This is a genomic window from Bacteroides finegoldii DSM 17565 (assembly GCF_000156195.1).
GTDB classification, from domain to species: Bacteria; Bacteroidota; Bacteroidia; order Bacteroidales; family Bacteroidaceae; genus Bacteroides; species Bacteroides finegoldii.
In genome coordinates this window covers 23,490-48,125 of record NZ_GG688320.1, presented here as the reverse complement: position 1 = coordinate 48,125, position 24,636 = coordinate 23,490, and the positions used below count along the sequence as shown (strand labels likewise).

Sequence of the window (24,636 nt, the reverse complement as noted above, 5' to 3'; positions counted from 1 at the left end):
CATGAGAAAGGAGTATTACAACTACGTTGTGAAGCTGCCCGTTCTGCTTCATGAACTGTTCCGCGGGAAAGTTGCCGACTATCATTTTTCCGACATGACGGTAGTGATGAACCACCTGGTAAAGTCCTATATCCGCATGACGGACGGTGGCAGGGTTTCTACTGCCACCCGGCGTATCCTTCTCTGCATGGACCGTATTCCGGACATGTCGTTCTTCTTCCGCGCCAGGAGAAGGCGGTGCTGTTCTTCGAGATGGATCCGGCCGTTGCCGACAGCCTACAGCGTGCCATCGTTTCCGGGGGCTGGGGCAACCGCCAGCGTCTTGCCGTCCGCCTGGTATGCGCTTTCTGCTGCGGTGCCGGTGTGACGTTGAACAACCTTTCGATGGAGCTTGCCGCCGGAGAGGTGTTCCGCCGTCCGGAAGGTTATCTCATACATACCTACGTGAGCAATTACCAGTACGTGTTCCTGAAGGAGACGGCCGCTGCCCAGCGCATGAGCGTGGAGGGTATGCTGACGGCCGCCGCTGAACTGCTGGTGGGAACGGATGACGAAGGTTCCGGATACCATATTCCGGAGAGTCTCGGCCGTATTGCTGACCGCGTGCTCGAGGTGAGGGGCAGCACGCTGAAGGACTTCCGCCGGCAGTGTCTGGTGAGCATCCGCACGAACACTATCGGTTCGGACCGTATCGCCGCCTTCATGGAAAAGCACGGCATCGCCTCCGCCCGTGAGTTCCTGCGTCGCGTGGTCCTCTTCTTTCTGGAGGCACGGTATCTGATTTACCGTAAGGAGGTAGAACTTGATGAGGATGACCTTCCGGAGGAGGAAGAGACGGATTGGGAGGAAACTATGTACAGCCAGTATCAAAAAAGAGATTTCGCGATTTCAACATATAATTATTAACCATTAAAATTTAACTGAAATGATTACAGAAAAACAGAAAGAGGCAGTAAAGGAACTCTGCCAATACGTGGATAACTTTTGTAAGGAAAATAATCTTAGTGCCTTTATGAGCGTTGCGGCCAGTGAGGACCATCCGGACGGGCTTGAGCAGATAGCCGGCTCAATCATTACCGGCAAGACTGAACATATTGTCGGCTCTATTTCTGGGGTTGTCAAAGCGAATAAGAATGTCTATATACTGCTTTCCATGGGGCTTATGCAGGCCTATACGAGAAAGGCTGACATTAATACTATTCCGTTCGATGAAAATTTGAATATGAACTGATGAATGCAGCATAAACAGCTATGAGTGAAAATAACAACAAGCAGAAACGTAAACGTGTCTGTCCGCATTGCGGCCGAAAGTTGTGGATGCGTGAGTTCTATCCGTTGAAGAATGGGGGACGGAGTTCCTGGTGTCATGAATGTGTGCTGGCGTACAAGCGTGAACAGTACCGCAAGCACCGGAAGGTTGCTGACGGTACTTTCATGCACCGGACACTGGGACGGCTCGTCGAGCATAAGGGATATTCCACCCGTATCTTTTGGAACGGCAATATGCTTTCCATCATGCGTCGCCACTATCACAATACCCTCAACCGGGAGCTGGCTGAAATGCTCGGTGTTTCCGAACGCAGCGTCACCCGGAAGGCCCGAGAAATGGGACTGGAAAAGGACAAAGGTTTTGTAGCCTCCCTTAGCCGGGAACATTTGTTGCTGGCAAACGCGAGAAGCAAGGAACTGGGATATCCAGGCGGCTTCACCAAGGGGATGAAGTTTCGGGGAAACCAGTACACCGGGAGAATAAGAGTTGAATAACATACAGCACGGTCAATATTATGAGTAAAAAAATGGTAATTGTGGTCACCGCCGTTGGTGTCCGTAAAGTAGTGGAAAAATGGCTCTGTGAGAATATGACTTGCGAGCTGGTTGTGTCACGTAACGCACGCCATGAGTGTTGTGTGGAAGTCATCTATGATAGCGGAAACCCTTCGGTCTTGCGTACCCTTTTGCAGGCTGCCGTGGGTGAAATAATAGAGTTGTGCTGATGTGGTATGAATAGTTTGAGTTAATGAAAATCTGAATAGAATGGGCATACTTGAATTTTTCGACCAGTATAAGTGTACAAAAAATGAAAAAGAGCATCTTCTTGATTATTTGTGTACTATCAGAGTAAAGAGAGTGATTAAGGAAATTAATGACCTTAAAATAAACAAAAAAAAACAGCATAGCCATGCAGATAGACATCAACAGCCGCAAGCAGTTAAATAAACCCGAGAATTATGCGGTGTTTTATAGTCTTTTGAACCGCCTTCCGACATCTGACCGCGATGCTTTGAAGGAAAGCGTAGTTTCCCAGTACACGGACGGACGTACCACGAGTCTGCGCGACATGACACTGAAGGAATACAGTGCGGCCATAGCCGGGATGCGTAAGCTGGTGCCGCCCACTCACCAGGAAGAACTCCGGAAGATTCTCCGTCAGAAGCGTTCCGCGGTACTGCACCAGATGCAGCTGCTGGGCATCAATACGGCCGACTGGGACAAGGTGAACGCTTTCTGCCTGGACAGCCGTATCGCTGGTATGGAGTTCCGTGAACTTGACTGTGAGGCGTTGGACACGTTGCAGGTGAAGCTGCGCGCCATCCGCCGCAAACGTGAGAATAAACAACAGTAATAACCATTTAATTTTTTAGTTATGGACTTGAAAGAACAATTAAAAAGCCTGTCCGTCCAGGACAGAAAGGAGCTTTTGAAACAGCTCCAGCAGGAAGAGAAGGAAAACAAGCGCAACCGTCGCGACGCCTACGAGGGGCTTCGTGCGCAGTTCATGCTTGAAGTGAAGAACAAGCTGTTTCCAGTCGTGGATGACGTGAAAGCCTTCCGTGACTGGGTGGAGAAGGAAGCCGCCTCTTTCCGCGACCTGATGCGCGACTATGGCCAGCTCCGCAAGGATGATCAGGCAAGTTTTACCATCGTAGACGGTGACATGAAGCTGGAAGTGAGGAGTAACAAGGTGAAGAGCTTCGACGAGCGTGCCAACCTCGCCGCTGAGCGTCTGGTGGATTACCTGAAGCGTTACGCCATGAGCCGGGAACTCGGTACCGATGATCCGATGTACCAGCTCGGTATGACCATGATCGAGCGTAACCGCCAGGGTGATCTGGACTACAAGTCGGTGAGCAAGCTGTACGAGCTGGAGGACCGTTTCGACAGTGAATACACGGAGATTATGGACCTCTTCCGTGAGAGCAACGTGGTGTACAAGACCGCGGTGAACTACTATTTCCATAAACGTGACGAGAACGGTGTCTGGCGCCGTATCGAGCCCTCATTCTGCCGGTTGTAGTTATGGAAAAGACGAAGAACATCGCGCCGCACGTCATGGCCTGCAAGCGCTGTGAAGGCAAGGGACGTATCTTTTACCTGGACCAGGGAGGAGCTCCTTTATCCGCAAAATGTCCGGTCTGTAATGGCAGCGGACGGGTGAAGGTGCAGAGCAAGGTGATCACCCGCGTCGAACCGTTTGTCCCGGGTGAAGATGACACAGAACTGATGACCATGTGATTTTGTTCACACTCTAAACAGAAAAACGCCGCATTCATATACGATGCGGCGTTTTTTTATCTATAATGACCGGTTAAATGCCTAATTTTGCAGCAAGTATCCCACAATTATGGCCAAAGGACGAGACAAGAACCTGATAGAACTCCGTGATGAAGCCCTGTGCCGCCGTTACTATTACTGGACGGAGGTGCAGCGCCTGCGCTTTGATGACGCCCTGAAAGTGTTGTCCCGGCAGGAATTTTTCATTTCCGAGGAACGTATCATGTCCATTATCCGGCGCAAGTGCCGGGAGCTGAAGGACCTGGAGGTGAAGCCCGTTCCGAAAGTGAAGAAGCCCCGCCTGACAGCCGTCCAGCTCTCGCTCTTTACGGGAGAATAAACCTTGCCGCGCCTTCCTGCATGGCCGACTCGTCATGCAGCGTGAAGGAATAAACCGTCTCGTACACCTTGATGTTTCCCGGCAGCGAATAGTCCCGGCTCTTTACCCTGACCAGCGGGCTGGTCTCTTCCGTGCACTGGAACTCCTGCAAGGCCTTGTACAGCTCTTTGGCCTTCAGCTGCCGTTCCCTTACCTTGTTATAGGTTCCGGAGGTGTAGTGGGTGTCATCGTAGCAGTCAATGGCCAGTCGTATGGTGATGAGTGACTCGCTTTTCTGTACCCCGTAACCGAGATCATTCCAGTCCGATTCGGCGTTCCCGACGAGCACGCAGGGGAAGGTTACCGGATAGTGGTCCTCCTCCGCCCCGGCTTCAAGCTGTCCATAGTCCTCGTCAATGTATGACAGTTCAGGCATCTTTTCGGCGATGCGTTCCATGATCGCGATAAAAATTTCTTCCATGTTGTTATAAGTTTAAAATATTTCTGATTTCATTCTCCATTTTCCGGTCTATCTTTTCGGACAGTTCCCGGCTTTCTCCGATAAACTGGCGTTGCGGTATTTTTATCCGGAGCTTTTTCTTTTTGGTCAGCGCCAGCCTTTTCCATTTCAGCGCTTCCTGATTTTCCTGTGGTTCATTGTTTGCGGCAGAACCCTTCTTTTTGCCTTTTCTTTTGCCCGTGGCGGCTTTTTTAGCCTTGCCTGAAGCCTGGTAATACTTTGCCCATGCAAAACGCCGCATTTGGGGCGTAACAGTCGGATGAACTTCTCCTCCCCAGTTATTGACTGGCGCATAGACGAGTTCGTTTGCCACCCTCACCCGGTATTCTCCCGGCATGTATTTGACGGAGCTGAAGAGATGGTTCCTTCCGGAGAGCAGCGTCCCGTAGTTCCCTGCCGCATCGGTCCGTCCCGAGGACAGCCTTTTCGCTTTCGGCCACGGGTGTAATCCTCCGTTTACGAAACCTTCCCGGCGGAAGTTGTCCTGGAAATGGTCTTTTGCCATTCGTCCAGCGATAACCGGCATCTTCCGTTTCATTAGCCCATCCAGTTCTTTCCGTTTGGCTTTTATCAGTTTTGAATATTCTTTTATGTCCATGAATGACTGAATTAAAAAATAATTTTATACTTTTGCAGCAAGGCGTTTTTTATGTGCCTTTTTTGCGTTATGGAAATACCTAAACAAGTGTCGGAATTAGCAAACAGTAGCGGTTACAACTCCGTTGTCTTATCAGCCAGTTCCCCTGAAGGAAGCATCTATTCCGTGGGCTGTGTTGACGGGGATGGTTTTGAGTTGCCTGTCGGTCTTCCCGCCTTTATTCTGTTCGACGGCCAGTCCTGCCGTCTGGTGGACGGTGAGGAGGGGCTGGCACTTTCTTCCCGTTTATTTGGTGATGAATAGTCCCATGATTTTGGGATTTACCAGTTTGTTGTCTATTCTTATCACTCCCACACGGCCCGCTTTCATGCTCTGTATGTAATTGCTTGCATCATCCTTTCCGGTTTGCGGGTCGAAGAACCTTGTCTTTCCTTCAGTCACCTCCGCGCAGAACACGTGTGCGGAGCCGCCTTTCCAGGCACAATATATCTCGTATATTCCATCCTCTCTGAATTTTTCCCTGAAGTATTCCTTCAGTCGGTTTGCATTCATTACTTGATATCCCTTTCTGACCTGCCATTTATAGGTATAGTCATAATCCGGCTTTGTTCCGTCCCGGTTCAGGAAACGTTCTTCCCATGTGATACCTTGTTTTGCCATTTCATTGTATGCGCTTTGTCTGATGTTGGGTTTTGCCTCGATGTCAAACCCCAACCTTCTGAGCATGTGTGTCACGGTGCAGGTCTGGCAATTCACGCGGTATCCTTCCTCTTTTCCGAATTTCGGGTTCTCCTTTCCCTTGTTCGCCTGTTCGTATGTCATCGGCTTGCCTTTGGTAACGCCGAGTGCCTTTTCTATCTTGAGATTGTTGCGGGCGATGTCGGTTTTTTCCTCCAGCGTCAGGTTGTCCGGCATTTCGGCTATCATTTCGTTGATGCGCCTGGTCAGTGCGTCCACGGCTTTTTTTGCTCCCGGATGCGCTTCAGTAACGTAGGGGTGTTTGTCTGAAAACAGTTTGCCGTCTTTTCCCGGATTGTTTTCCAGACCGTCATGTGCCTTGTTCTGCCCGTTTTCGTCCGGTACCGCTGTCGGCGCTTCATCCGTTGATGAGAGCGTGCACTTGCAGTTCCATCTGTCCCCGGGCCTGTGCACGTTCCAGAACGGATCATCTATTGGACGTATGGTCCCCCAGAAAATCCTGTGGTCGCTTCCCGGATGTATGGATGTGGAAGGCATCCATTTGAGATTCGGCAATACGTCCTTTTCCCTTTCGAACTGCCTCCAGTCCGCGGCCTGGTGTGCCCGTATGACGGCCGTGTCGTATTCTGTACGCAGCCAATGGACCATCTGATGGTCGGCTATGGGCATGGCTTCCTTTACCCACTGTTCAAACGGCTTTAAACTTCCGTTTTTGTCCAGCAGCAGCGCTGCCATGTCGTTCTGTGCCCTGTGTACCTTGAAAGCTGCGAACACGGCGTTGTTCATTCGGATTTCCCGGTAGAAGTCATAATCCGGATCGTCGGGCTTTCGTGTCCCAAACCCCTTGTCCGCTGCCTCGTTTATTGTTTTCCATGTGGCTTCGAACAGGTTCTCCTCGATTTCCGTCAGGGGGTGGAAGTCTTTACTATAGATGTTCTTCAGGGCTTTCTTCAGTACCTCTTCATCGAACGAGAATAAAGTTTCCACCTGTTTGTCCTCCATTCTGTAGAGGTCGTTCATCACCATTCTAAAGCTGCCCCGTCTCTCCCCGGGGCTTTCCCGAAAAAACGTTTCAGCCAGTTGTACGCGTTTTTAAGGGCATTTTTCTTTTCTTTGGGTGTTCCTTTACCGTGCTTTTCCAGTTCCGGTTCTTCTTCCGGATCCGGTTTATCCTCTTCCGTCTTTTCAGTCTCTCGGGCCTTCGCCGCCTCGATTTCCGCCGCTTTCTCCTCCTGGCGTTTCTTCAGTTCGTCATAGTTTGCCGGTTTCTCGATCCCGAATTCCTCGTAGAGATAGTCGTCACCCACCGGCAGGTTGAAGTTCGTGCGCAGTTGTGTGAGGATGGACATCTTTTTCTCCGGTTCGATAAGCTTCTTTTCCGGATAGCAGAACTCCCCGCCTGTGGTGTCTATTCCGAGCATTGCGAATATGTCGGCCATGTCATAGTTGAGCACGTCGAGGATGTCCTGCCTGTCGGAGAGCGTCACTTTCTCCTCCACATCCTTGTGTACGGTTCCCAGTGCCTGTGTGCCCTTGTCGGAGGCTTCGGTGGTGAGCGTGTTTCCGAGGAACAGCTTTGAGATTTCGTTGTTGCAGCGCTCGCAGAGCTTGTCGTAGAGGTCCGCGCTCCCTGTCTTGTTCGCGGCTTCCACGAGCTTGAGCACCGTATCCTCCGCGTGCACGAAAACCGACAGGCTTCCGGTGCTGTCCGCATCGTTCAGCGCCCTCTGCCGTGCCTCGTCGTCATCCGTGGGATACGTGTACTCCCTGATGGGCGCTCCGAACACTTCCGCGAACTGTGCCCAGTCCGCCACGTCGTTACGTTTGTATATCACCCAGATAGCTGCTTTCACCAGCAGCCCGGGATCGTCGGGTGAACCGATGAACAACAGGTCCGGGTACTCGTCCCAGGACGTCCCGGTGGTGTCCGTCTGGTGCCGCAGTATGAGCCTGCGCACGGGATCGACGTGTTTGCGCGGTATCAGGTCGTAGTTCACCCATTCCCCCTTTCGGTAGAACTGCACGAGTGAGAACCCCCAGAATTTGGCGTCCAGGATGTCCCCTATGAACTTCCGGAACCATGGGGACCTGATCTGCTTGTTCACCTTCTCGTCCGGTTTCCCGTTCCTGCGGAATTCTATGGAAGATGCCAGTGCGGCATTCTTCCGTTTCTCTATGACACTTGTCAGGTGCGTGTCCATGAGTATGTCGCTGAACAGGTCGTACAGCCTGAAGCGTCTGGAGTAGTCCACATTCTCGAAAGCCCTTACCGCGAGCATGTAGTCCGCTATGTCTATACCGAACCTTCTGGGCTGTGTCAGTATGATGGTTGCGGGTCCTTTCTGCCCGGGCCTCGGCAGGTTCCCGCTTTGGGTTATCTTTCCGGCCCCTTTCTTTCTTTTGCTCATATTACCAATGGTTTACACGTTTACGGTTGCTTTTGATAAGGAAATTTGATTTTGCCGTCCTCGTCTCTTCGGACAGCAGGGGCAGGCCGTCCACCGATATCTCCTCGGCCGCCACGGCTTTCAGCCATTCGACCGCCCTTTCGTGGCGTTCCTTCCGCAGCGGTGACAGGTTCCTCGGGTTATGTATGCAGAAGATGTGGTACACGGCTATGTCGATGGCCATCATCAGGACAAGCTGGTTGCGTTTGTCACCGGTTGCCGTGAATATTTTGTCACAGTCGTAACGTCTGGAAAGGTAGCAGCGCATCTCGGCGACGGCGCGGTCCTCACATATCTCCACGACAGCGTCATCCTCCCTTGTCAGTGCGTCCAGAATCTCTCGGTGTATGCTCGCGTCGTAGTCTGAAAGTTCGATAAATTTGCTCATAATGATAGGTATTGAAGTTTACACTCTGTACTTGTTTTGTGACCGCGTGCTTTTCCTTGTGACAATGACGGGCTTTTCCGACTGTCTGGCCTTGCGGTCTATAATTCTGTTTCCCCCCTCCACGCAGTCGGGTCCGTCTGCCGGATAGGTCAGTTGGAGGTTGAACAGCTTGAACTGTTCCGCCATCCGTTTCATGTGCGGGTTGTCCTTTTCGGCCTCGTTGAGTACCAGGTTCCCCTCCCGGTTGAGCGGTTCCAGGTTCGCCTCGATACGTGTGGCCTTGTCGGTTTTCTTCTCCTCGTCCCCGGTGATGTACAGTGATATTTTCCTTTCCCTGCGTATCCGCCGCACGATGGGCTGGAATACCTGCTGGAAAAAAGGATCCTGTAATTTGTTGTTCTCCATGTAACAGTACACGGTGGTTTTTCCACCCACAAACTCCAGCAGCTTGATGTACCACTCTACAAATTCCGCGTTCAGCCCCCTGTCCAGGAACGTTTTTATCAGATAGAGCCTTCCCGCGAGTTTCCCGAGCAGGCACACCGTTTTGGTGGAACTTTTTTTCGTCTTGTTCTCTCCCGGTGCGGGGTCCCCGTATATCACCAGGAACTTGAACCTGGAAAGTGCCGGCACTTTCCCGTAGGTGATTTCCGCGAACACGCCGCCGTCCACCACCGGGTTGTTGAAGAACTCTTTCTGTGCCGCCGCCGCGCTCACCAGTGAAAGGAAGAGGTCTATATCCTCCTCGGAGTTCTTTTCGGGCCATACGGATAGCCCGTCCTTTCCCCGGATGTTGATGATATCCACGTGCCCGATTCCTTTCGCCTTCAGTTCGGTGCCCTTTTCGATGGCCCTTTTGATGCAGCAGTCCAGCGCGATGATGTTCCCGTTGAACAGGATGCGGTAGTTTCCCGATACGGACATGGTCGGTATCAGCGCCTCCTCCAGCCATTTCCATTTGGTTTTGATGCGTTCCGGGTTTCGACACTCCTCGTCGGTGTCTATATCGTCCACCAGGATGAAGTCCGGGCGGAAGTTCTTGTTACGTGTACCGCGCGGTGACTGCCCGGCTCCAATGGCGCGGAAGGAGCACCCGCACATGCAGGTGAATTCCCCGGTTTCCCACGCTCCCGGTTTTTTCTGCTGTCCGTAGTCCTGTATGATCCGCTGGTTCTCCTCGAAGTTCGCCATGAACGGCAGCAGTAGCCTTTCCGCATTGTCAGCCGAGTTGGAGATCAGCAGCACGTTGCGTATCTTTTTTGTCAGTGCCAGTTTGGATATCTCCATCATGGAGCGTGCGGATTTCGCCAGCTCGCGTGACCAGGCCCTTACCTCGTACCAGCGGTTGTTCCTCATCAGCCGCCCGGTGGCTTTCCTGTGGAAGGCGGCGGACTCGCAGGTGCAATACATGGCGAAGTAGTATTTGAACCACTCCTCGTCGTTCTTCTCCAGCCTTTCCCGCCTCTGCCTGATTTCCGTTTCCGTGTCCGTGGGGTTGATGTCCGAATGTTCTCGGACGGATGCCACCAGCTCGTTCCAGCTGTCCAGCGCGAGCCTGTCCTGTGTTGTGAGTATTTTCTTTGCCATGTCAGGATAATTTTGATTTGACAAACGCGTCCAGAAGCGGGGTGATCTCCTTCGCCTGCGTGGAATCGTAGGTCCGCACCCATTTGAGCAGGTCGGAGAACACGGAGATGATGTCCGCCAGCCCCACTTCTGTTTCCAGTTTCTTGATGGCGTTCGACAGTTTGGAAATGGTGTCCGCTTCCGCGGCGTTCGGGAACCGTTCCCCTTCCGGTTTTCCCATGATGGCGTTGTTGAGTTCCGCCAGCTGCCGGTACAGGTTCTTCAGCTGCTCCTCCCGTGTGATGGTTATGGAAGCCTTCAACTGCTCCCAGTTTCCTTTGCCTATCCAGTTGTTCACAGTCACCCGTGAAACCCCCACACGCTCGGCTATTTCCGCCTGCGTAAGCGTCTCGCGGGTGTAGAGCGTTTTCGCCCATGCCTTTTTCTGCTCGTTTGTAAGTTCGGCCATATTACCTCCTTTTTTTACGTGCAAAATTGATAAGGAAAAGGAGCGAAAAAAAACGCGCTCCGCATGATGACATTTTAAAGCGTCATGGCAATCCTTTAAAGTCTCCATGATGAAAACGCGGTTTGAAAAAGGCCTTTAATCCCCCTAATTTCGCACCGTAAACTTTTGCAGGGAAGGACCTGCCAAAACGATAGTGACATGAGTAGATTTTTCAATATGATACCCGGAACCGATGCCTGTTGCATCCTTCTTTACGGTGACATCGGTGAGTACGATGATAACGTGCGCAGCGGTGATATTGCCCGTGAACTTCTGGAAGCGGAAGCCCTGACCGGGAAGGTGGACGTGCGTATCAACAGCAACGGCGGTGAGGTTTATTCGGGCATCGCCATTTTCAATGCCTTGAAGAACAGCAAGGCCGACATTACCATCTACGTGGACGGCATCGCCGCCAGCATGGCCTCCGTCATCGCCCTTTGCGGCAAGCCCGTCCGGATGAGCCGTTATGCCCGTCTGATGCTTCACAGTGTCCAGGGCGGCTGTTACGGCAACAAGGATGAGATGAAGGACTGCATCCGTGAGATCGAGGCGCTTGAGGATACCCTTTGCGAGATGTATGCCACCCGTATGGGCAAGGACAAGGAGGAAATCCGCGCGATGTATTTTGACGGCAAGGATCACTGGCTGCGTGCCGACGAGGCGCTGGCGCTGGGGCTTATCGACGGTATTTATGACGCTGACCCGGTACCGGAGGACAGTACCCCCGAACAGGTATTTCAAATATTCAATAACCGGCTGCACAAGCCACAAAACGAGAATAGCATGAATTTAGACGAACTCAAGAGACGTCCGCGGTTCAAGAACTGTGCGACGGATGACGATTTCCTGCGTGAAATCGGACTGCTGGAAACAGAGGCTGGCAAAGTCCCGGCCCTTGATGCCGAGGTCACCCGCCTGAAGGGCGAACTGAAGGTGTTCCAGGACAAGGCGGATGCGGATGACGCTGCCGCGCGTAAGAAACTGCTTGATGATGCGGAACAGGACGGCCGTATCGATGCCGCCACCCGCCCCATCTATGAGAACCTTCTGGCAAAAGACCGGGAGAACGGGGAAAAGGCATTGGAGAAGCTTTTCCCAAAACGTAGTGTCATGACTGACCTTCGTGTGAATCCGACGGGTGAAAGCCCCTGGAACAAGCGCATGAGCGAGATTAAGGACAAGTTGAACCATAAATAAAACATTTGCCATGGCAATAGTAGTAAGAAACACGAATTACAACGGCGAGGTACTGGAGAAAATACTGGTCCTGGCCACCACCGGGAATGACCTTGTAGAAAAAGGTCTGATCATGGTGATCCCCGGTGTGGAGAAAAAAATCAGCCTGCCGCGTATCAAGACCGGCAAGATGCTCCAGAAGCGTAAGGAGAACCCGACTTTGGAAGACTCGAAAGGCAATTTCAATTACTCGGAGAAATCACTGGATCCGGAGGACTTCATGGCGTTCACGACTTTCAATCCCCGCGCCTTCGAGCATGTTTGGCGCAAGTGGCAGCCGAAGGGCAACCTCGTGTTTGCCGAACTTCCCCCCGAAGCGCAGAACACGCTTCTGGATGAACTTAGCAAGAGTGTGAAGTTCGAGCTGGGCTGGCATTACCTGAACGGCGAGTTCGGTTCGGACGACGACCACCTTTTCAACGGTATCCTGACCCAGGCGGCTAAAGATCCGGATGTGATCGTGGTTCCGGCTCCTTCCGATACTTCCATGATCGGCAAGTTGAAGGCTGTCCGCAAGGCTATTCCAAAAGCCCTGCGTGAGAATCCGAACCTGCGTATCCTGATGAGTATTGACGACTTCGACAAGTACGATGACGAGCTGACCGAACGCGAGTACAAGAACACGAGCGAGACGGACATCAACAAGAAGCGTTACAAGGGTATCACCATCGAGACGCTGAATTCCTGGCCTGATGGCCTTATCGTAGCCACGCTCTGCTCGATGAGCGCTGACGGCAACCTTTTTGCCGGTGTGAACCTCCAGGACGACGAGGAGGTGATCCAGATTGACAAGTGGATGAACTCCAGCGAGCTGTACTTCTTCAAGCTGCTGATGAAGGCCGACACGGAAATCGCCTTCGGCGAGGAGTTCGTGGTGCTTGACACCCGTGAGACTCCGGTGTTCAAGGCAGTGGAACGCAGCATTTCTGCCGATCCGGCCGCTCTTTCCTTCAAGGCCGCCGGTGAGAGCAAGGAGGTGAAGGTCACTGCCTCCGGTGATTACAGCGTGGTTTCCATTCCTGCCGGTTTCACGGCAGTCGGTACCGATGGCTCTCTGACGGTCACCGCCGGTGTGAACAGTAGCGGCAAGGCGGTATCCGGCACACTTGTACTGGGCCTGGACGCCGATCCGGAGAAGAAGGTGGAGATAGCACTGTCCCAGGCGGCCGTTGATGAAGAGGAAGGCGGTGAGTGATGGGAAAGCTGAAGTATCTTGTCATCCATTGCACGGCCACTCCTGAAGGGCGTGAGGTAAGCGGTGCGGAGATTCGCGCCTGGCATACGAACCCCGTCTCAAAGGGCGGCCGCGGCTGGAAGCAGGTCGGATATACCGACCTGTTCCATCTGAACGGCGGAGTGGAACGCCTGGTGAACAATAACGAGGACGCGAATGTGGACCCGTGGGAAGTGACCAACGGCGTGGCCGGTTACAATTCCGTGAGCCGCCATATCGTCTATGCCGGCGGGTGTGCAAAGGATGGTAAAACGCCTGCAGACACCCGTACCTCCTGGCAAAAAAAAGGCGCTTGAGAAGTACGTGAAGGATTTCCACCGTCGTTTTCCCGATGTGAGAATCGTCGGTCACAATGAACTGGCGGCCAAAGCCTGCCCCAGTTTTGATGTACAGAGATGGCTTAAACAAATAGGTATAACTCAATAAATCAACAACAACATGAAAAGATTTCTTTTATTCTTTGTGCTGATACTCGGATTCGTGTCAGCAACTTTTGCCCAGACCGGTACAGTACCGGAAGTCGATTATAGCGCGATGATCACCACCTTTGCCGGTTTTGTCGGTGGCGTGGTGTTGCTCACGGAAGGGATCAAGGCTCTGTTTCCAAAAATGCAGGGCTTGGCGACACAGATTGTCAGCTGGTGTGTGGGCATTGTGGCCGCCATGCTTTTATGGTGGCTGGATGCGGGCTTTGTCGCTGATGCCACGTGGTATATCGCGTTGTGTTATGGGTTCGGTGCGTCCCTTGTGTCCAATGGTGTTGCCGATACGGGCTTTGTCCAGTGGCTCATCGGACTGTTTGCGGGTAAGGATGTCGGCAAATAGGCTTTGACCTGAAAGACCAGTGTGCGTATGGACTTCAGTGCAGTCATGAATCTGGTGCTGGGCGGTGGTCTGGTAGCCACGATAATAGCCATCATCACCCTGAAATCAACGGTCAGGGAAGCGAGGGCGAAAGCGGAGAAGGCTACCGCCGAAGCCGAGACGGTACGGATTGACAACACCGAACATGCCACCCGTATCCTGATCGAGAATATTGTAGAACCCTTAAAAGAGGAACTGAATGAAAACAGGAAAGCTTTGCAGGCGACCCGGCGTGAAATGGCACGTCTCCGGAAAGCCATTGATACTGCCAACAGTTGCAGGCATCATGATGATTGTCCTGTTCTTTACGGGATGCGCGAGTACTCGAAAGAGCAGGACGGAGGTGAACCGGAACAGCAGCCTGTCGTCAAGCGCCGACAACGTGTCAAACGTGAGGCGGGGGCTGTTGATGGCGGGGATTCCGAAATCGGCGGTGAGCCTGACGATCCCTCCGGACAGCCTCCGTAAACTTCCCTCCGGTTCGTCCTACCATTCCAGGAACGGGCAGGCGGGCCTGACGGTGAAGAGCGATGCGGCCGGCAATATCATAGCGGAGGCATCCTGCGACAGCCTCCAGCGGCTGGTACTGTGTTATGAGGAGGAACTGACCCGTATCCGTAATGAGACACATGAGGACTCATTCACAGTTGAAACGGAATTTGAACGTCGCTTTAGTCCCGTTAAAATAGCGCTGGCCGCTTTTATAACCGGATGTGTTGCCGGCATAGTATTAACTTTCAAAATCAAGAAACAATGAATAAGAATTTCATGTACGGCGTCGGTGCCGTGAAATACAAGGACTTTGTGGTGGGTTACATAGAGAAGAATTCGTTTGACATGGGCGGGCAGAAACCCGAATCCGCCAAAATCGAGGCGGAGCAGGTGCCGGGAACCCCGGTGCTTATCATTCCCCAGTCGAATGGCAGCATCGCCCCCACGTTCAACGTTATCCAGCTGAACTACGAAAACCTGCATAGCTTGCTGGGTGGTACCATGCACTACAAGGAAGAGGACTCGGAAAAGAAAACCCCGATTGGTTGGACGGCCCCGACGGCAGCCGTGTTGCTGACCGGTCCGTGGGAAATAGCCCTTGTTTCGGGGCAGAGCATCCTGATTCCCAATGGCACGCTACTTTCCAATCTCGGCGGCAAGCTGACCCTGACAGAAACGGCGAAAATCGAATGCACGCTGGAAGTGGCCATGCCGGAAGACGGCTCCCAGCCCTATGGCGTATTCAATACGGATTCTATCCCGGAAGAGTGGAAACAGTATAAACTGCCTTCTGCTGAATCTGCCGCTGCTGCTTCCACTAACCCGGCCGAGGAGTAGCGTATGGACGAAGCTGTCATCAAGCAGATCCAGCGTGAGGGTGCGGACGCGCTGCTGGATATCGGTGTGAGCGTCCCGCTGAAAGCGTTTCATATCCCTTTCAGGAAATCCCCGCTGGAGCTGCGCGTGACCATGAGGCGGCCTTATATGTCCGGTCAGATTCTTTTTGCCCGGACATATTTGTCGATGGGGATCACCAGTGAGGAGATGTGGGGGTTCAGCAAGGAGGAGGAAATGCAGTTTCTGGCCTCTCACGGCAAGGCGGTGAGCCGTATGGTGGCCTATACCCTTTGTCGTGGTCCTTTCAGCCGCCGCGTGCTTTTGCGCCCGGTGGCATGGCTCATAAGGAACTTCATGGAACAGCGTTATCTGGTGGGTGCGATCAAGCGTTTTGTCAGCCTGATGGGTACCGACCCTTTTATACCTATTATCAGATCAGCCGAGCGGACGAATCCGATGAGCTTGAGACTGAGCCAAAGAAAGAAGGGGAGTTAAAGAGCCGTTATGAAGGCTCCCATAGCCCTTTCGGTTTTGTGTGGCAGATTGCCAGTGCCACCGGCTGGAGCGTGGACTATATACTGAACAAGGTGAATTACCAGACCCTGATCATGATGCTTAGTGACGCTCCCCGGTATATCCGTGACAAGTCTGGATCTTCCGGTCCTGCGGATGAGCGGAGCGCCGAGGATGAAGCGGATGGAATAGTAGGATTTTTTCAAAGCAAGCTAAAATAGATGAAACCGGTACAAATAGAATTCCTTATGGTGGACCATTTGAGCGCCCGTCTTGACAAGGCCGTGGGCAAGATCGAGCGGATGTCCCAGCAGGCATCGTCCGCCAACAGACAGATCCGGGAACTTGACAGGAGCGGTTCCCTGTTGAACAACACCGTCGGCAAGCTGGCAGCCGCCTTTACTATCAAGGAGCTGGTGTCGAACATCACCAAGGTACGCGGCGAGTTCCAGCAGCTGGAGGTGTCGTTTCAGACCATGCTCGGCAGTGCGGAGAAGGCCGACACCCTGATGCAGCAGTTGGTACATACGGCCGCGACCACTCCTTTCGGCCTGGAGGATGTCGCGCAGGGTGCCAAGCAGCTTCTTGCCTACGGGTTTGAAGCGGAGAAAGTGAACGAGACGCTGATCCGCTTGGGTGACATCGCTGCCGGACTTTCCATCCCTTTGAACGATCTGGTCTATCTTTACGGCACCACCATGTCCCAGGGACGGCTTTATACACAGGACCTGAACCAGTTCACCGGCCGGGGCATCCCTATGATCGCCGAACTGGCCAAGCAGTTCGGCGTGGCTGAAAGCAAGGTGAAGGAGCTTGTGGAGGAAGGCAAGGTCGGTTTTCCCGAAGTGCAGAAGGTCATAGAGAGCCTGACGGACGAGGGCGGAAAATTCGGTGGTCTGATGGAGGCACAATCCAAAACGATAACCGGACAGATCTCCAATATAGAGGATGCCGTTTCAATGATGTTCAATGAAATCGGGCAGCAGTCGGAAGGTGTCATCAACACCACGCTTTCCGGTGTTTCCTACATGGTGGAGCATTACGAACGTTTCGGCCGTATCCTGCTCGGGCTTGTCGGCACGTATGGTGTGTACCGGACCGCCGTCATGACAGTCACGGCCGTGAAAGGCTGGGCGGTGGCTGCGGAGGCGTTGCATTACAACTGGCTCCTGCTGGTTGAGAAAGCGCAGAAGATGCTCAACCGGACCATGCTTTCCAATCCCTATGTGCTGGTTGCGACCCTGCTTGCCGGTGTTGCCGTGGCACTGATCTCCATGAAGACGGAAACCGAACGTTTGCAGGAATCCGAGGAAAGGTATCAGCAGCAGAAGCAGAAAACCATAGAGGCCGAGGAAGAGCACAGGCGCAAAATAGAGGAGCTGTGTTCCATTGCCGGGGATGAAGCCGTGTCCACGGATGCCCGGCGTGAGGCGCTAAACAAGCTGGAACAGAAATATCCGGATATATTCTCCAAATACGACACCGAGTATGAGAAACTGAAGAATATCAAGAAAATCAAGGAAGAGATAGCCCGATTGGAAGCCGGTGAGTCCATATCCAATCCCGCCAATGAATTGAAACGTGTGGATGACAGGATAAAAGAACTTGAAGGCAAGACCCGGTTGGCAACCGAATATTACCAGGACAGCTACGGGCGGCAAAGAGCCCGATATGTCCAGAAATCCGCACGTTCAAGGGATGAGGAGGCAGAGCTTCAGAATCTGTACGGAAAACGCAAGAGCCTGAACGGACAAATCCGCAAGGACGAGGTAAATGCCTATTTCGAAAACCTGACCGGTGTGAGTAACGAGACCCTTGCACAGCAGATAAAGCAGCGTAGAACCCTGCTTGCCCGGATGTCTGTCCAGGAGAAGGAATACGGAAAGATTACGCAGGGTGACGAAAATCTTACCGGAACTTATTCCCGTGACGAACTGAAGTATCAGCTGAACAAACTGGTTTCGGAACAAAACCGGCGTAACCTGCCCACGGATTCAAGCACTGACTGGGTGGCTGCGGCAAAAGAGAAATACCAGGACGCGCTCAAGGCTTATAACGCCTTTCTTCAGGAAACGTCCAACAGCCTTTCCCGTGAGGAGTTTGAGAAGAAGGCGAAAGAACTGAAGGATGCCGTCGATACCGCCAAAAAGGAGTACGACAAGGTCAAGCCCGGTGAGGATAAGGATTCCGAGGCCGAACGGAAGAAGGCGGACAAGGCGGAGAAGGAAGCCCAACGCCGCAAACAGGTTTCTGAAAAGCTGGGCCAGGAACTCGTCGGGCTGCAAAGGAAGAATGACGAGGCGGAGATTGAGATGATGACCGAGGGGCTGGAGAAGAAGCTGCGCCAGATAGACAATGAATACCAGGCACGCAAGGATGAAATAGCCAAGCAGGAAGCCGGTTGGAAACGTGACAACGCGAAAGCGGGGCAGTCCGGTTCGCTGTCGGAAGATCAGCAGTCCGAAATAGACAAGGCCCGTGAGTTGAACGAGTCCGGCCGACAGAAAAAAATAGCGGAAGCTTATCGGGAAGAGTTCGGAGTGATGCAGGAATATTTGCAGGCCTACGGCACCTTCCAGCAGAAGAAACTCGCCATCGCGACCGAATATGCGGAAAAGATACAAAAGACGACATCCGGCAGCGAGAAGCTCTCTCTCGGTGTTGAACGTGACAGCAAACTTGCCGGCATCGAAGTGCAGGAACTGAAAGCCCGTATTGACTGGGGTACTGTCTTCGGTGAATTCGGCGGGATGTTTTCCGATATGATAAAGCCTGTATTGGCGGATGCCAGAAAATACATGCTCACTGACGAGTTCCGAAATGCCGACCATGCCAGTCAGGACGCGCTTGTCTCTGCCGTCCAGCAGATGGAGAGGGCTTTGGGCGGTTCCGGCAAGGTCAGTTTCAAGAAACTGGGTGCCGAGGTTACTGCCTACCAGAAAGCCCTTTCAGACCTGAAGGAGGCACAGGCGGTGTATGCGGACACCTATACGGCGCTCATTGCCGCCCAGAAATCATACATTGAGGCGCAACAGTCCGGAACCGAACAGGAGAAGGAGTCCGCCCGGCAAGCCCTGGAAACGGCGCAGGCTAATGCCGATGCCGCGAGTGAGAATATAAACGCCTTGCAGGAAACGGCTGACAGTGCCCGGCAGTCCCTCTCGAATACTGCCTCCGGTCTGAAGACCAGTATGGAGAATGTGAGGGACGGATTGCAGCAGATTGCCTCCGGCAGTATCAGCGGGGCGTATAATGGCCTGATCACACTCGGCAAAGGTGCCAAGGAAGTGGACGGCAAACTGGGCGAGGCTTTCGGAAAGGTTTCCGAAACACTTGAGGATGTGCCTGTTGTCGGCTGGATTGTAAGTATTATAGACCTTTTCAAGGATGGTTTGAGTGTGGTCATCGGTGGCCTGCTCGACGCGGTGTTCAATGCCGTGAGCGGTATTCTTGACGATGTGCTTTCCGGTGATCTTTTTGTGACTATCGGAAAATCGCTGCTTTCCGGTGTGGGCAAGATATTCGACGCATTGACCTGGGGCGGATTTTCCTCCTGGACGACTTCAAGCAATGCCAAAGAGGTCCAGGAAACCATCGACCGGCTGACCGAGCGTAACGAGACCTTGCAGACGGCTATCGAGGACCTGACGGAGGAGATCAAGGCGAGCAAGGGTACAAAGTCCGTGGCCGCCTACCGGGATGCCTACAGGCTCCAGCAGGAGACGAACTCGAACTATCTGGACATGGCCATGTCGCAGGCCGGCTATCACGGTTCGCATCACAGCTGGAATTATTACTGGGGCGGTTTCTCACAGGAACAGATTGACCGTTTGAGCGGTCAGATCGGGCGTAGCTGGAACGGTGACATCTGGAACCTAAGTCCGGAGGAGATGAAGAAGTTGCGCAGTAACGTGGACATGTGGACGCAGATCCAGGATACCGGCAAGGGCGGATATGGAGGTCGTCTGACCGAGAAGCTGGATGACTACATCGACCAGGCGGGCAAGCTGGAGGAACTTACCGACCAGCTGTATGAAGGTCTCACCGGTATTTCCTTTGACAGCATGTACAGCAGTTTCGTGGATAACCTGATGGATATGAAGTATGATGCCGCAGCCGCGGCGGAGGACATATCCGAGTATTTCATGCGTGCGATGCTGTCAAACAAGATCGGTGAGCTGTATTCCGACAAGCTGAAAGGCTGGTGGGAGAAATTCGGCAAGGCGATGGAAGACAATGACCTTACAGAAGCCGAGCGTAAGGCTCTCCAGGACGAGTACATGAAGTATGTCGAGGAAGCCGTCGCTCTTCGTGACAATCTTGCCGCGGCCACCGGGTACGATAACTCGGGCGGTACGAGCCAGAGCGCCAAAACCGGCGGTTTTTCAGCCATGACACAGGACCAGGGTACAAAACTGGACGGCATGTTCACCAGCGGGTTGCAACATTGGTCGAGCATCGATGAGAAGATGGAGAGCGTCATCGACAAGATGAACACCGCCGAGGGGCATCTTGCCCGTATCGAGGAGAACACCGGCACGAGCGCGTCGCACCTTGGCAAAATAGAGGAAGAGATTCGTAAAATCAATCGTGACGGAGTAAAATGCAAATGATATGGAAAAGATATTAGGCGGTCTGGTACTTGTCAACGGTACCGACATCTGGAGCACATACGGGGTGTTCCTCGTTGAGGACAAGCGCGGCGGGATGGATAACCTGACCGCCATCCTGACCCCGAGCAAGACGAAAACGGATACGGCCGTGAATATCCGGGAGGAGGACGGGGAGAAATATTCCTCCGTGCTGACGCCCAGGAATGAGGCCCGTGACGTGACGCTTCATTTCGCCCTGTTTGGCAAAACGCAGGCCGGCTGGCTGAAGAAGTATTTCGAGTTCATCAATTTCCTGAAGAAAGGCCGTGACGGGTGGCTTGAGATTTCCTTTCCCCAACTTGCCCTGACTCTCCGTGTGAAATATACGGATTGCAGCAAGTTCCAGCCTCTGACCTATCTCTGGAAGGAAGGCGTGCACGCCGGCAAGTTCAAGGTGAAGTTCCGGGAACCTGTCCCGGTCATATAAATGTGATTCAAACCCTATTCAAACGACGTTTAAATAAGATACAGACATGCTGACCATCTATGACAGCAACGGCAACAGACGGACCGATATAGAGGCGGGTGACAGCTCCACCCAGGTGAAGGAGGTACAGGGTGACAATGTCCTGACACTCTCTTTCACGCATTACGAATATATCGCCCTGGACGTGAATGACCGGGTGGACTTTGAGGGTGAGCGCTACTGGCTGACCGAACGGTACGCCCCGAAGCAGAAGAGCGGCCAGGAGTGGGTATATGATTTGAAGTTTTACGGCATCGAGAGCCTGGTGAGACGTTTTCTTGTGCTGGAGACCACCGACGGGAACACCGAGCCTGTGTTCACGCTGACAGCGACTCCGCGTGAACACGTGGCCATGATCGTGAAGTGTATCAATGACGGAATGAACCACACCACCGACTGGAAAGTGGGGCGGGTGGACGGTACGGACCTTATCGTCATCGATTACGAGGGGAAGTACTGCAACGAAGCCCTGAAAGAGATAGCCGAAGCGGTCGGCGGGCAGGCTGAATGGTGGGTGGAAGGCCAGACCGTGAACGTGTGCCGGTGTGAGCATGGCGAGGAAATAACGCTGGGCTACGGGAAGGGACTGACCGGAATCGAACGCGACACGACGGGTACCGACAATTTTTATACCCGGTTGTTCCCGGTAGGCAGCACGCGGAACATAGATCCGTCAAAATACGGGCATAGCCGCCTGATGCTTCCGGGGGGCAGGCAATATGTCGAGATACATACGGAGGAGTACGGCATCTATGACCGTTACGAGCAAGACGCCTTCAGCGGCATTTATCCCCGCAGGATCGGGGCTGTCAGCAGTGTGCGCAGCGAAGATGTGAAAGATGACGACGGCAACCCTTTCACGGTCTATTATTTCAGGGACGACAGCCTGAACTTCGATCCGAACGATTACGAGCTGCCCGACGAGACCAAACGTGTATCGTTCCAGGACGGTGACCTTTCCGGACTGGGGCAGGGTGAGGACCACTGTTTCGAGGTGAATTTCAACAGTGCCACCCGTGAGTTCGAGATTATTACGATATGGCCCTATGATGATGACACGCAACTCCCCGGCGGCAAACTTGTCCCGAAATCCGGTGACCGTTATATTCTCTGGAATATCCGTATGCCGGACGAATATTACCCGCTTGCCGAGGAGGAGTTTCTTACGGCGGTGGAACAGTTCAATACCGAACACTGGCAGGATCTTGCCGTTTACAAGGCCCCGACTGACCATGTGTGGATTGAGGAGAACGGTGTTTCCCTGTCCGTAGGCCGCCGTGTGAGACTTGAAAGCGAGGAGTATTTCCCCGAAACCGGTTATCGCAGCAGCCGTATCACGAAAATTACCCGGAAGGTGAACCAACCCGGGGAGATGGACATCGAGATCAGCGATGCCCTGCATAGTGGTGCGTTTGAACGGGTGAATGACAGTATCGGGGAACTGAAAAACTATACGAAGTCAAAGGCGGAGGGTACCGCGCTTCCTGACATTATCCGTAGCTGGGACAAGACACTGCCTACGGACAACAATCTTTTTTCTGCGCGGAGAAGCCAGGCGGAACACATCAGCAAAAAAAAGAATGACCGTGCAAAGGGGAAGATCACCTTCGAAGCGGGAGCCTCTTTCGGACAGGAGGATAATGCGGGTATTGATGACAAGGGCAATGCCGAGTTGCTGACCCTTGTCGTGCGTGAGCTTCTTCGCAGTCCGAAATTCGTGGACGGTCTTTTCGGTGAGGGCTGGCGGCTCTGGATGGAGGACGCTTTGTCCCATCTGACCATCGACAAGCTGACGGTACGCCAGGTCATGGTAGTATTGGAGCTGCTTATCGAGAAGGTACGCAGCGTCGGCGGCCAGCTTTGTGTCAGTGCCGCCAACGGGAAAATAAAGACCGCTGTTCTTGAGGGCGGTTACTGGAGGATCACCTTCGAGCAGGAGAACACTTTCGTGGCCCATGACCTCATGCGCTGCCAGACCTTCAGCGGCGGGAATTTGAAAAGCTATTGGGTTGAGGTGACCGGCGTGGAGGGTGGTTCCATCATCGTGGGCGAGGACGAGTTCGGCGCTTCCCTTCCGGAGGCTGGTGACGAGTGCGTGCTGATGGGCAACACGGAGAATCCGTTGCGCCAGAACCTGATCCTGATCTCCGCCACCGAGGACGGGCAGCCCCGTGTGGACGTGATGGACGTGGTGAAGGCGAAGAACTTCACCGGCTGCCTGCGTGCCCGTCTGGGCAACCTTGACGGTATCAGTGACGACTGGTTCCCTTCAGACAACCAGCCTCACGGTGATGGCCTGTACAGCGACAACGCCTACCTGCGTGGTACGTTCCTTCTGGTAACGGGCGAGGATATCAAGACGAAGTTCGAGATAGTCGAGGGGAAAATCGTCAGTTCCGTCACCGCCCTGCGGAATGACTTCGCCACCGAGCGCGGCTACCTGAATAACCCCGCCTTTGATGACGGCCTTATGAAGTGGAACACGGAGAACGAGACCGTGTTCTTCCTTGTGGGCAACCGGTGGATCTGGGCGAACGGTAACGTCTTGACGAGGAAGGGTGACAGCGCGAGCGTGACCGAGGATGACGGCCGTACGGTTGTCCGGATTCGTAACAAGTACATCCTCCAGAAACGTGAGAACCTGAAAAGTATTCCCTCCATGCCTGAAAATGACAGTGGGGAGAAGGAAGCCGTCCCGGTGTTCCTGACTTTCTTTTACCGCTGTGCCAAGGCCGGCACGCTGCGTGTGGAGTTTGTGGGTGTGGATAAGACAGGCTTTGCCAATTTCAACAGCATGGAGGTGGAGGAAGAACTGTCCGCGACCGACGGGTACGTACAGTACACCTGTAGCGGACTCTGGAACGGTACAGGTGATTTTAAATTGAGTTTTACCGGTGATATTTACCTGTATATGCTCATATTGAGCACCGACCGTGTGGAATCCCTGACACACCGTTATAAAACCCTTTTCGAGCAGTCGGAGCGTCTGGTAAAGATTTCGGCGGCGGTGTTCGACAAAGACGAGAACCTGCTGGAAGAGACCGGCCTGATGGTTACTTCCAAATATTCCGGGTTGTATGCCATTGACGGTGATGGAAATTTGAAATCCCTTGTAGGTGTTGGGGGTGACGGCGTAAAAATCAAGGGCGATAATATCACTTTGGAGGGGCTTGTTACGGCTAATGATAATTTCAAGATTCTGGAAGACGGTAGTATTGAGACGCGCAACGCCAAGATTTACGGTACAGTGTATGCCTATGAGGGTAAAATCGGCGGTTTTACGATTGATTCCGGACGGTTGTACTGGAAAGCCGGTGATTATTTCGGCAATGATTCCCGCAGTCTGAAACTTGGTGTCTCACAAACGGACATGGAGGGTATTGTGGATGTGTCCTTTAATGCCGCCACGCAGGGACGGTTCGGTGTCAAGGCCGTAGGCTCGAATCTGGGTGGTGCCGCTATCTATGCCTCCAGCAAGTCCTCTGGTCAGAGCTATCCTATCAGTGCCAATACTTATGCCGGCTATTTTGACGGTGGTGTGCATGTGAACGGGGCGGTGTATTGTGGTGATATCCTGTCGAACAATTACGGTACGGGATGGAGCCTGGCCAGCGATGGGACATACAGTTACCGAAAGGGTGTTTCAGGTACCTTCCAGTGGGCTGTAAAGAGTGATTTTATAACTTATAACTATACCCTTGAGGTTGTTAATGGAATTGTCGTTAAGATGACATATATCTAAAAA

Annotated in this window: 29 protein-coding genes and 1 pseudogene; 23 read left to right on the top strand and 7 right to left on the bottom strand. The window is 53.1% G+C overall.

Annotated features, from left to right (window positions below; translation table 11 throughout):
- Position 1 precedes the first annotated feature (1 nt).
- The 10 genes from BACFIN_RS22940 (at position 2) to BACFIN_RS14160 (ending at position 3,892) form a co-directional block, all read left to right on the top strand.
- Positions 2 to 367: a hypothetical protein gene (locus BACFIN_RS22940; protein ID WP_182425343.1), complete on the top strand. Its 366-nt coding sequence runs from the start codon at positions 2 to 4 to the stop codon at positions 365 to 367.
- A 17-nt stretch (positions 368 to 384) separates the two neighbouring features.
- Complete coding sequence (locus BACFIN_RS14130) at positions 385 to 906, top strand: hypothetical protein (protein ID WP_232281643.1); 522 nt, start codon at positions 385 to 387, stop codon at positions 904 to 906.
- Between the two features lie 19 nt (positions 907 to 925).
- Positions 926 to 1,231: a hypothetical protein gene (locus BACFIN_RS14135; protein WP_007750730.1), complete on the top strand. Its 306-nt coding sequence runs from the start codon at positions 926 to 928 to the stop codon at positions 1,229 to 1,231.
- Positions 1,232 to 1,251: 20 nt separating this feature from the next.
- Positions 1,252 to 1,764: a hypothetical protein gene (locus tag BACFIN_RS14140; RefSeq protein ID WP_004325654.1), complete on the top strand. Its 513-nt coding sequence runs from the start codon at positions 1,252 to 1,254 to the stop codon at positions 1,762 to 1,764.
- 20 nt (positions 1,765 to 1,784) lie between these two features.
- The gene (locus BACFIN_RS0219655) at positions 1,785 to 1,994 is read left to right on the top strand and encodes a hypothetical protein (protein ID WP_227238811.1); all 210 of its coding nucleotides are present in this window, start codon (positions 1,785 to 1,787) and stop codon (positions 1,992 to 1,994) included.
- A 40-nt stretch (positions 1,995 to 2,034) separates the two neighbouring features.
- The gene (locus BACFIN_RS21595) at positions 2,035 to 2,217 is read left to right on the top strand and encodes a hypothetical protein (protein ID WP_081449074.1); all 183 of its coding nucleotides are present in this window, start codon (positions 2,035 to 2,037) and stop codon (positions 2,215 to 2,217) included.
- Positions 2,180 to 2,623, top strand: a complete 444-nt coding sequence (locus BACFIN_RS14145; protein WP_007750725.1) for a hypothetical protein — start codon at positions 2,180 to 2,182, stop codon at positions 2,621 to 2,623. The genes BACFIN_RS21595 and BACFIN_RS14145 overlap by 38 nt, the downstream gene beginning before the upstream one ends.
- 21 nt (positions 2,624 to 2,644) lie before the next feature.
- Complete coding sequence (locus BACFIN_RS14150) at positions 2,645 to 3,295, top strand: DUF3164 family protein (protein ID WP_007750724.1); 651 nt, start codon at positions 2,645 to 2,647, stop codon at positions 3,293 to 3,295.
- A 2-nt stretch (positions 3,296 to 3,297) separates the two neighbouring features.
- Positions 3,298 to 3,513, top strand: a complete 216-nt coding sequence (locus BACFIN_RS22935) for a hypothetical protein (protein ID WP_007750723.1) — start codon at positions 3,298 to 3,300, stop codon at positions 3,511 to 3,513.
- Positions 3,514 to 3,622: 109 nt separating this feature from the next.
- The gene (locus BACFIN_RS14160; protein ID WP_007750722.1) at positions 3,623 to 3,892 is read left to right on the top strand and encodes a hypothetical protein; all 270 of its coding nucleotides are present in this window, start codon (positions 3,623 to 3,625) and stop codon (positions 3,890 to 3,892) included.
- Here the strand turns inward: BACFIN_RS14160 and BACFIN_RS14165 are convergent.
- Together BACFIN_RS14165 and BACFIN_RS14170 are read right to left on the bottom strand one after the other, a co-directional pair.
- Complete coding sequence (locus tag BACFIN_RS14165; RefSeq protein WP_005943954.1) at positions 3,879 to 4,352, bottom strand: hypothetical protein; 474 nt, start codon at positions 4,350 to 4,352, stop codon at positions 3,879 to 3,881. The genes BACFIN_RS14160 and BACFIN_RS14165 overlap by 14 nt on opposite strands.
- A 4-nt stretch (positions 4,353 to 4,356) precedes the next feature.
- Positions 4,357 to 4,989, bottom strand: coding sequence for a hypothetical protein (locus BACFIN_RS14170; protein WP_007750721.1), 633 nt, complete (start codon positions 4,987 to 4,989; stop codon positions 4,357 to 4,359).
- Positions 4,990 to 5,076: 87 nt separating this feature from the next.
- On the opposite strand from BACFIN_RS14170, the gene BACFIN_RS14175 reads away from it, so the two are divergent.
- Positions 5,077 to 5,292, top strand: a complete 216-nt coding sequence (locus BACFIN_RS14175; protein ID WP_225683884.1) for a hypothetical protein — start codon at positions 5,077 to 5,079, stop codon at positions 5,290 to 5,292.
- Here BACFIN_RS14175 and BACFIN_RS14180 read toward each other — a convergent pair.
- Genes BACFIN_RS14180 through BACFIN_RS14200 form a run of 5 tightly spaced genes read right to left on the bottom strand, consistent with a single transcriptional unit; the run spans position 5,275 to position 10,558 of the window.
- Entirely contained in the window at positions 5,275 to 6,690 is a 1,416-nt protein-coding gene (locus BACFIN_RS14180; RefSeq protein ID WP_032839411.1) for a toxin glutamine deamidase domain-containing protein, read from the bottom strand. The genes BACFIN_RS14175 and BACFIN_RS14180 overlap by 18 nt on opposite strands.
- A gap of 17 nt (positions 6,691 to 6,707) precedes the next feature.
- A complete protein-coding gene (locus BACFIN_RS14185) occupies positions 6,708 to 8,096 on the bottom strand; it encodes a phage portal protein family protein (protein ID WP_005943942.1) in 1,389 nt (462 codons plus the stop codon).
- 1 nt (position 8,097) lies between these two features.
- Positions 8,098 to 8,523: a phage protein Gp36 family protein gene (locus BACFIN_RS14190; protein ID WP_005943940.1), complete on the bottom strand. Its 426-nt coding sequence runs from the start codon at positions 8,521 to 8,523 to the stop codon at positions 8,098 to 8,100.
- Between the two features lie 18 nt (positions 8,524 to 8,541).
- Positions 8,542 to 10,110, bottom strand: coding sequence for a hypothetical protein (locus tag BACFIN_RS14195; protein WP_005943938.1), 1,569 nt, complete (start codon positions 10,108 to 10,110; stop codon positions 8,542 to 8,544).
- A gap of 1 nt (position 10,111) precedes the next feature.
- On the bottom strand, positions 10,112 to 10,558 hold the full coding sequence (locus tag BACFIN_RS14200) for a hypothetical protein (RefSeq protein WP_004327418.1): 447 nt from the start codon (positions 10,556 to 10,558) through the stop codon (positions 10,112 to 10,114).
- 198 nt (positions 10,559 to 10,756) lie between these two features.
- Between BACFIN_RS14200 and BACFIN_RS0219650 the strand changes: the two genes are divergently transcribed.
- The 12 genes and pseudogenes from BACFIN_RS0219650 (at position 10,757) to BACFIN_RS14245 (ending at position 24,633) form a co-directional block, all read left to right on the top strand.
- Complete coding sequence (locus BACFIN_RS0219650) at positions 10,757 to 11,794, top strand: head maturation protease, ClpP-related (RefSeq protein ID WP_005943936.1); 1,038 nt, start codon at positions 10,757 to 10,759, stop codon at positions 11,792 to 11,794.
- Positions 11,795 to 11,804: 10 nt separating this feature from the next.
- Complete coding sequence (locus BACFIN_RS14205) at positions 11,805 to 13,028, top strand: BACON domain-containing protein (RefSeq protein WP_005943934.1); 1,224 nt, start codon at positions 11,805 to 11,807, stop codon at positions 13,026 to 13,028.
- Positions 13,028 to 13,493: pseudogene (locus tag BACFIN_RS20605) on the top strand (N-acetylmuramoyl-L-alanine amidase). Before BACFIN_RS14205 ends, BACFIN_RS20605 begins: the two are co-directional and overlap by 1 nt.
- 12 nt (positions 13,494 to 13,505) lie before the next feature.
- Positions 13,506 to 13,892, top strand: a complete 387-nt coding sequence (locus tag BACFIN_RS14210; protein ID WP_007750694.1) for a hypothetical protein — start codon at positions 13,506 to 13,508, stop codon at positions 13,890 to 13,892.
- A gap of 27 nt (positions 13,893 to 13,919) precedes the next feature.
- Positions 13,920 to 14,399, top strand: coding sequence for a hypothetical protein (locus tag BACFIN_RS14215; protein ID WP_005846354.1), 480 nt, complete (start codon positions 13,920 to 13,922; stop codon positions 14,397 to 14,399).
- On the top strand, positions 14,365 to 14,688 hold the full coding sequence (locus BACFIN_RS0219640) for a hypothetical protein (RefSeq protein WP_025066778.1): 324 nt from the start codon (positions 14,365 to 14,367) through the stop codon (positions 14,686 to 14,688). Before BACFIN_RS14215 ends, BACFIN_RS0219640 begins: the two co-directional genes overlap by 35 nt.
- Before the next feature lie 11 nt (positions 14,689 to 14,699).
- The gene (locus BACFIN_RS14220) at positions 14,700 to 15,260 is read left to right on the top strand and encodes a hypothetical protein (protein ID WP_005943929.1); all 561 of its coding nucleotides are present in this window, start codon (positions 14,700 to 14,702) and stop codon (positions 15,258 to 15,260) included.
- A gap of 3 nt (positions 15,261 to 15,263) precedes the next feature.
- Complete coding sequence (locus BACFIN_RS14225) at positions 15,264 to 15,755, top strand: hypothetical protein (RefSeq protein ID WP_004327425.1); 492 nt, start codon at positions 15,264 to 15,266, stop codon at positions 15,753 to 15,755.
- 38 nt (positions 15,756 to 15,793) lie between these two features.
- Positions 15,794 to 15,994 (top strand): hypothetical protein, encoded by a 201-nt coding sequence (locus tag BACFIN_RS14230; RefSeq protein ID WP_007750682.1) that lies wholly within the window; start codon positions 15,794 to 15,796, stop codon positions 15,992 to 15,994.
- Positions 15,995 to 20,386, top strand: a complete 4,392-nt coding sequence (locus tag BACFIN_RS14235) for a tape measure protein (RefSeq protein ID WP_005943926.1) — start codon at positions 15,995 to 15,997, stop codon at positions 20,384 to 20,386.
- A gap of 1 nt (position 20,387) precedes the next feature.
- Positions 20,388 to 20,852 (top strand): hypothetical protein, encoded by a 465-nt coding sequence (locus tag BACFIN_RS14240; protein ID WP_004326780.1) that lies wholly within the window; start codon positions 20,388 to 20,390, stop codon positions 20,850 to 20,852.
- Between the two features lie 46 nt (positions 20,853 to 20,898).
- Positions 20,899 to 24,633 (top strand): hypothetical protein, encoded by a 3,735-nt coding sequence (locus BACFIN_RS14245; protein WP_005943923.1) that lies wholly within the window; start codon positions 20,899 to 20,901, stop codon positions 24,631 to 24,633.
- The last annotated feature ends 3 nt before the right edge of the window (positions 24,634 to 24,636 follow it).

What these genes read in the sequence shown, in the direction of transcription:
- BACFIN_RS22940 (WP_182425343.1), top strand. Translation starts at nt 2, where the DNA reads ATGAGAAAGGAGTATTACAACTACGTTGTGAAGCTGCCCGTTCTGCTT.
- BACFIN_RS14130 (WP_232281643.1), top strand. Translation starts at nt 385, where the DNA reads ATGGAGCTTGCCGCCGGAGAGGTGTTCCGCCGTCCGGAAGGTTATCTC.
- BACFIN_RS14135 (WP_007750730.1), top strand. Translation starts at nt 926, where the DNA reads ATGATTACAGAAAAACAGAAAGAGGCAGTAAAGGAACTCTGCCAATAC.
- BACFIN_RS14140 (WP_004325654.1), top strand. Translation starts at nt 1,252, where the DNA reads ATGAGTGAAAATAACAACAAGCAGAAACGTAAACGTGTCTGTCCGCAT.
- BACFIN_RS0219655 (WP_227238811.1), top strand. Translation starts at nt 1,785, where the DNA reads ATGAGTAAAAAAATGGTAATTGTGGTCACCGCCGTTGGTGTCCGTAAA.
- BACFIN_RS21595 (WP_081449074.1), top strand. Translation starts at nt 2,035, where the DNA reads ATGGGCATACTTGAATTTTTCGACCAGTATAAGTGTACAAAAAATGAA.
- BACFIN_RS14145 (WP_007750725.1), top strand. Translation starts at nt 2,180, where the DNA reads ATGCAGATAGACATCAACAGCCGCAAGCAGTTAAATAAACCCGAGAAT.
- BACFIN_RS14150 (WP_007750724.1), top strand. Translation starts at nt 2,645, where the DNA reads ATGGACTTGAAAGAACAATTAAAAAGCCTGTCCGTCCAGGACAGAAAG.
- BACFIN_RS22935 (WP_007750723.1), top strand. Translation starts at nt 3,298, where the DNA reads ATGGAAAAGACGAAGAACATCGCGCCGCACGTCATGGCCTGCAAGCGC.
- BACFIN_RS14160 (WP_007750722.1), top strand. Translation starts at nt 3,623, where the DNA reads ATGGCCAAAGGACGAGACAAGAACCTGATAGAACTCCGTGATGAAGCC.
- BACFIN_RS14165 (WP_005943954.1), bottom strand. Translation starts at nt 4,352, where the DNA reads ATGGAAGAAATTTTTATCGCGATCATGGAACGCATCGCCGAAAAGATG.
- BACFIN_RS14170 (WP_007750721.1), bottom strand. Translation starts at nt 4,989, where the DNA reads ATGGACATAAAAGAATATTCAAAACTGATAAAAGCCAAACGGAAAGAA.
- BACFIN_RS14180 (WP_032839411.1), bottom strand. Translation starts at nt 6,690, where the DNA reads ATGGAGGACAAACAGGTGGAAACTTTATTCTCGTTCGATGAAGAGGTA.
- BACFIN_RS14185 (WP_005943942.1), bottom strand. Translation starts at nt 8,096, where the DNA reads ATGAGCAAAAGAAAGAAAGGGGCCGGAAAGATAACCCAAAGCGGGAAC.
- BACFIN_RS14190 (WP_005943940.1), bottom strand. Translation starts at nt 8,523, where the DNA reads ATGAGCAAATTTATCGAACTTTCAGACTACGACGCGAGCATACACCGA.
- BACFIN_RS14195 (WP_005943938.1), bottom strand. Translation starts at nt 10,110, where the DNA reads ATGGCAAAGAAAATACTCACAACACAGGACAGGCTCGCGCTGGACAGC.
- BACFIN_RS14200 (WP_004327418.1), bottom strand. Translation starts at nt 10,558, where the DNA reads ATGGCCGAACTTACAAACGAGCAGAAAAAGGCATGGGCGAAAACGCTC.
- BACFIN_RS0219650 (WP_005943936.1), top strand. Translation starts at nt 10,757, where the DNA reads ATGAGTAGATTTTTCAATATGATACCCGGAACCGATGCCTGTTGCATC.
- BACFIN_RS14205 (WP_005943934.1), top strand. Translation starts at nt 11,805, where the DNA reads ATGGCAATAGTAGTAAGAAACACGAATTACAACGGCGAGGTACTGGAG.
- BACFIN_RS14210 (WP_007750694.1), top strand. Translation starts at nt 13,506, where the DNA reads ATGAAAAGATTTCTTTTATTCTTTGTGCTGATACTCGGATTCGTGTCA.
- BACFIN_RS14215 (WP_005846354.1), top strand. Translation starts at nt 13,920, where the DNA reads ATGGACTTCAGTGCAGTCATGAATCTGGTGCTGGGCGGTGGTCTGGTA.
- BACFIN_RS14220 (WP_005943929.1), top strand. Translation starts at nt 14,700, where the DNA reads ATGTACGGCGTCGGTGCCGTGAAATACAAGGACTTTGTGGTGGGTTAC.
- BACFIN_RS14225 (WP_004327425.1), top strand. Translation starts at nt 15,264, where the DNA reads ATGGACGAAGCTGTCATCAAGCAGATCCAGCGTGAGGGTGCGGACGCG.
- BACFIN_RS14235 (WP_005943926.1), top strand. Translation starts at nt 15,995, where the DNA reads ATGAAACCGGTACAAATAGAATTCCTTATGGTGGACCATTTGAGCGCC.
- BACFIN_RS14240 (WP_004326780.1), top strand. Translation starts at nt 20,388, where the DNA reads ATGGAAAAGATATTAGGCGGTCTGGTACTTGTCAACGGTACCGACATC.
- BACFIN_RS14245 (WP_005943923.1), top strand. Translation starts at nt 20,899, where the DNA reads ATGCTGACCATCTATGACAGCAACGGCAACAGACGGACCGATATAGAG.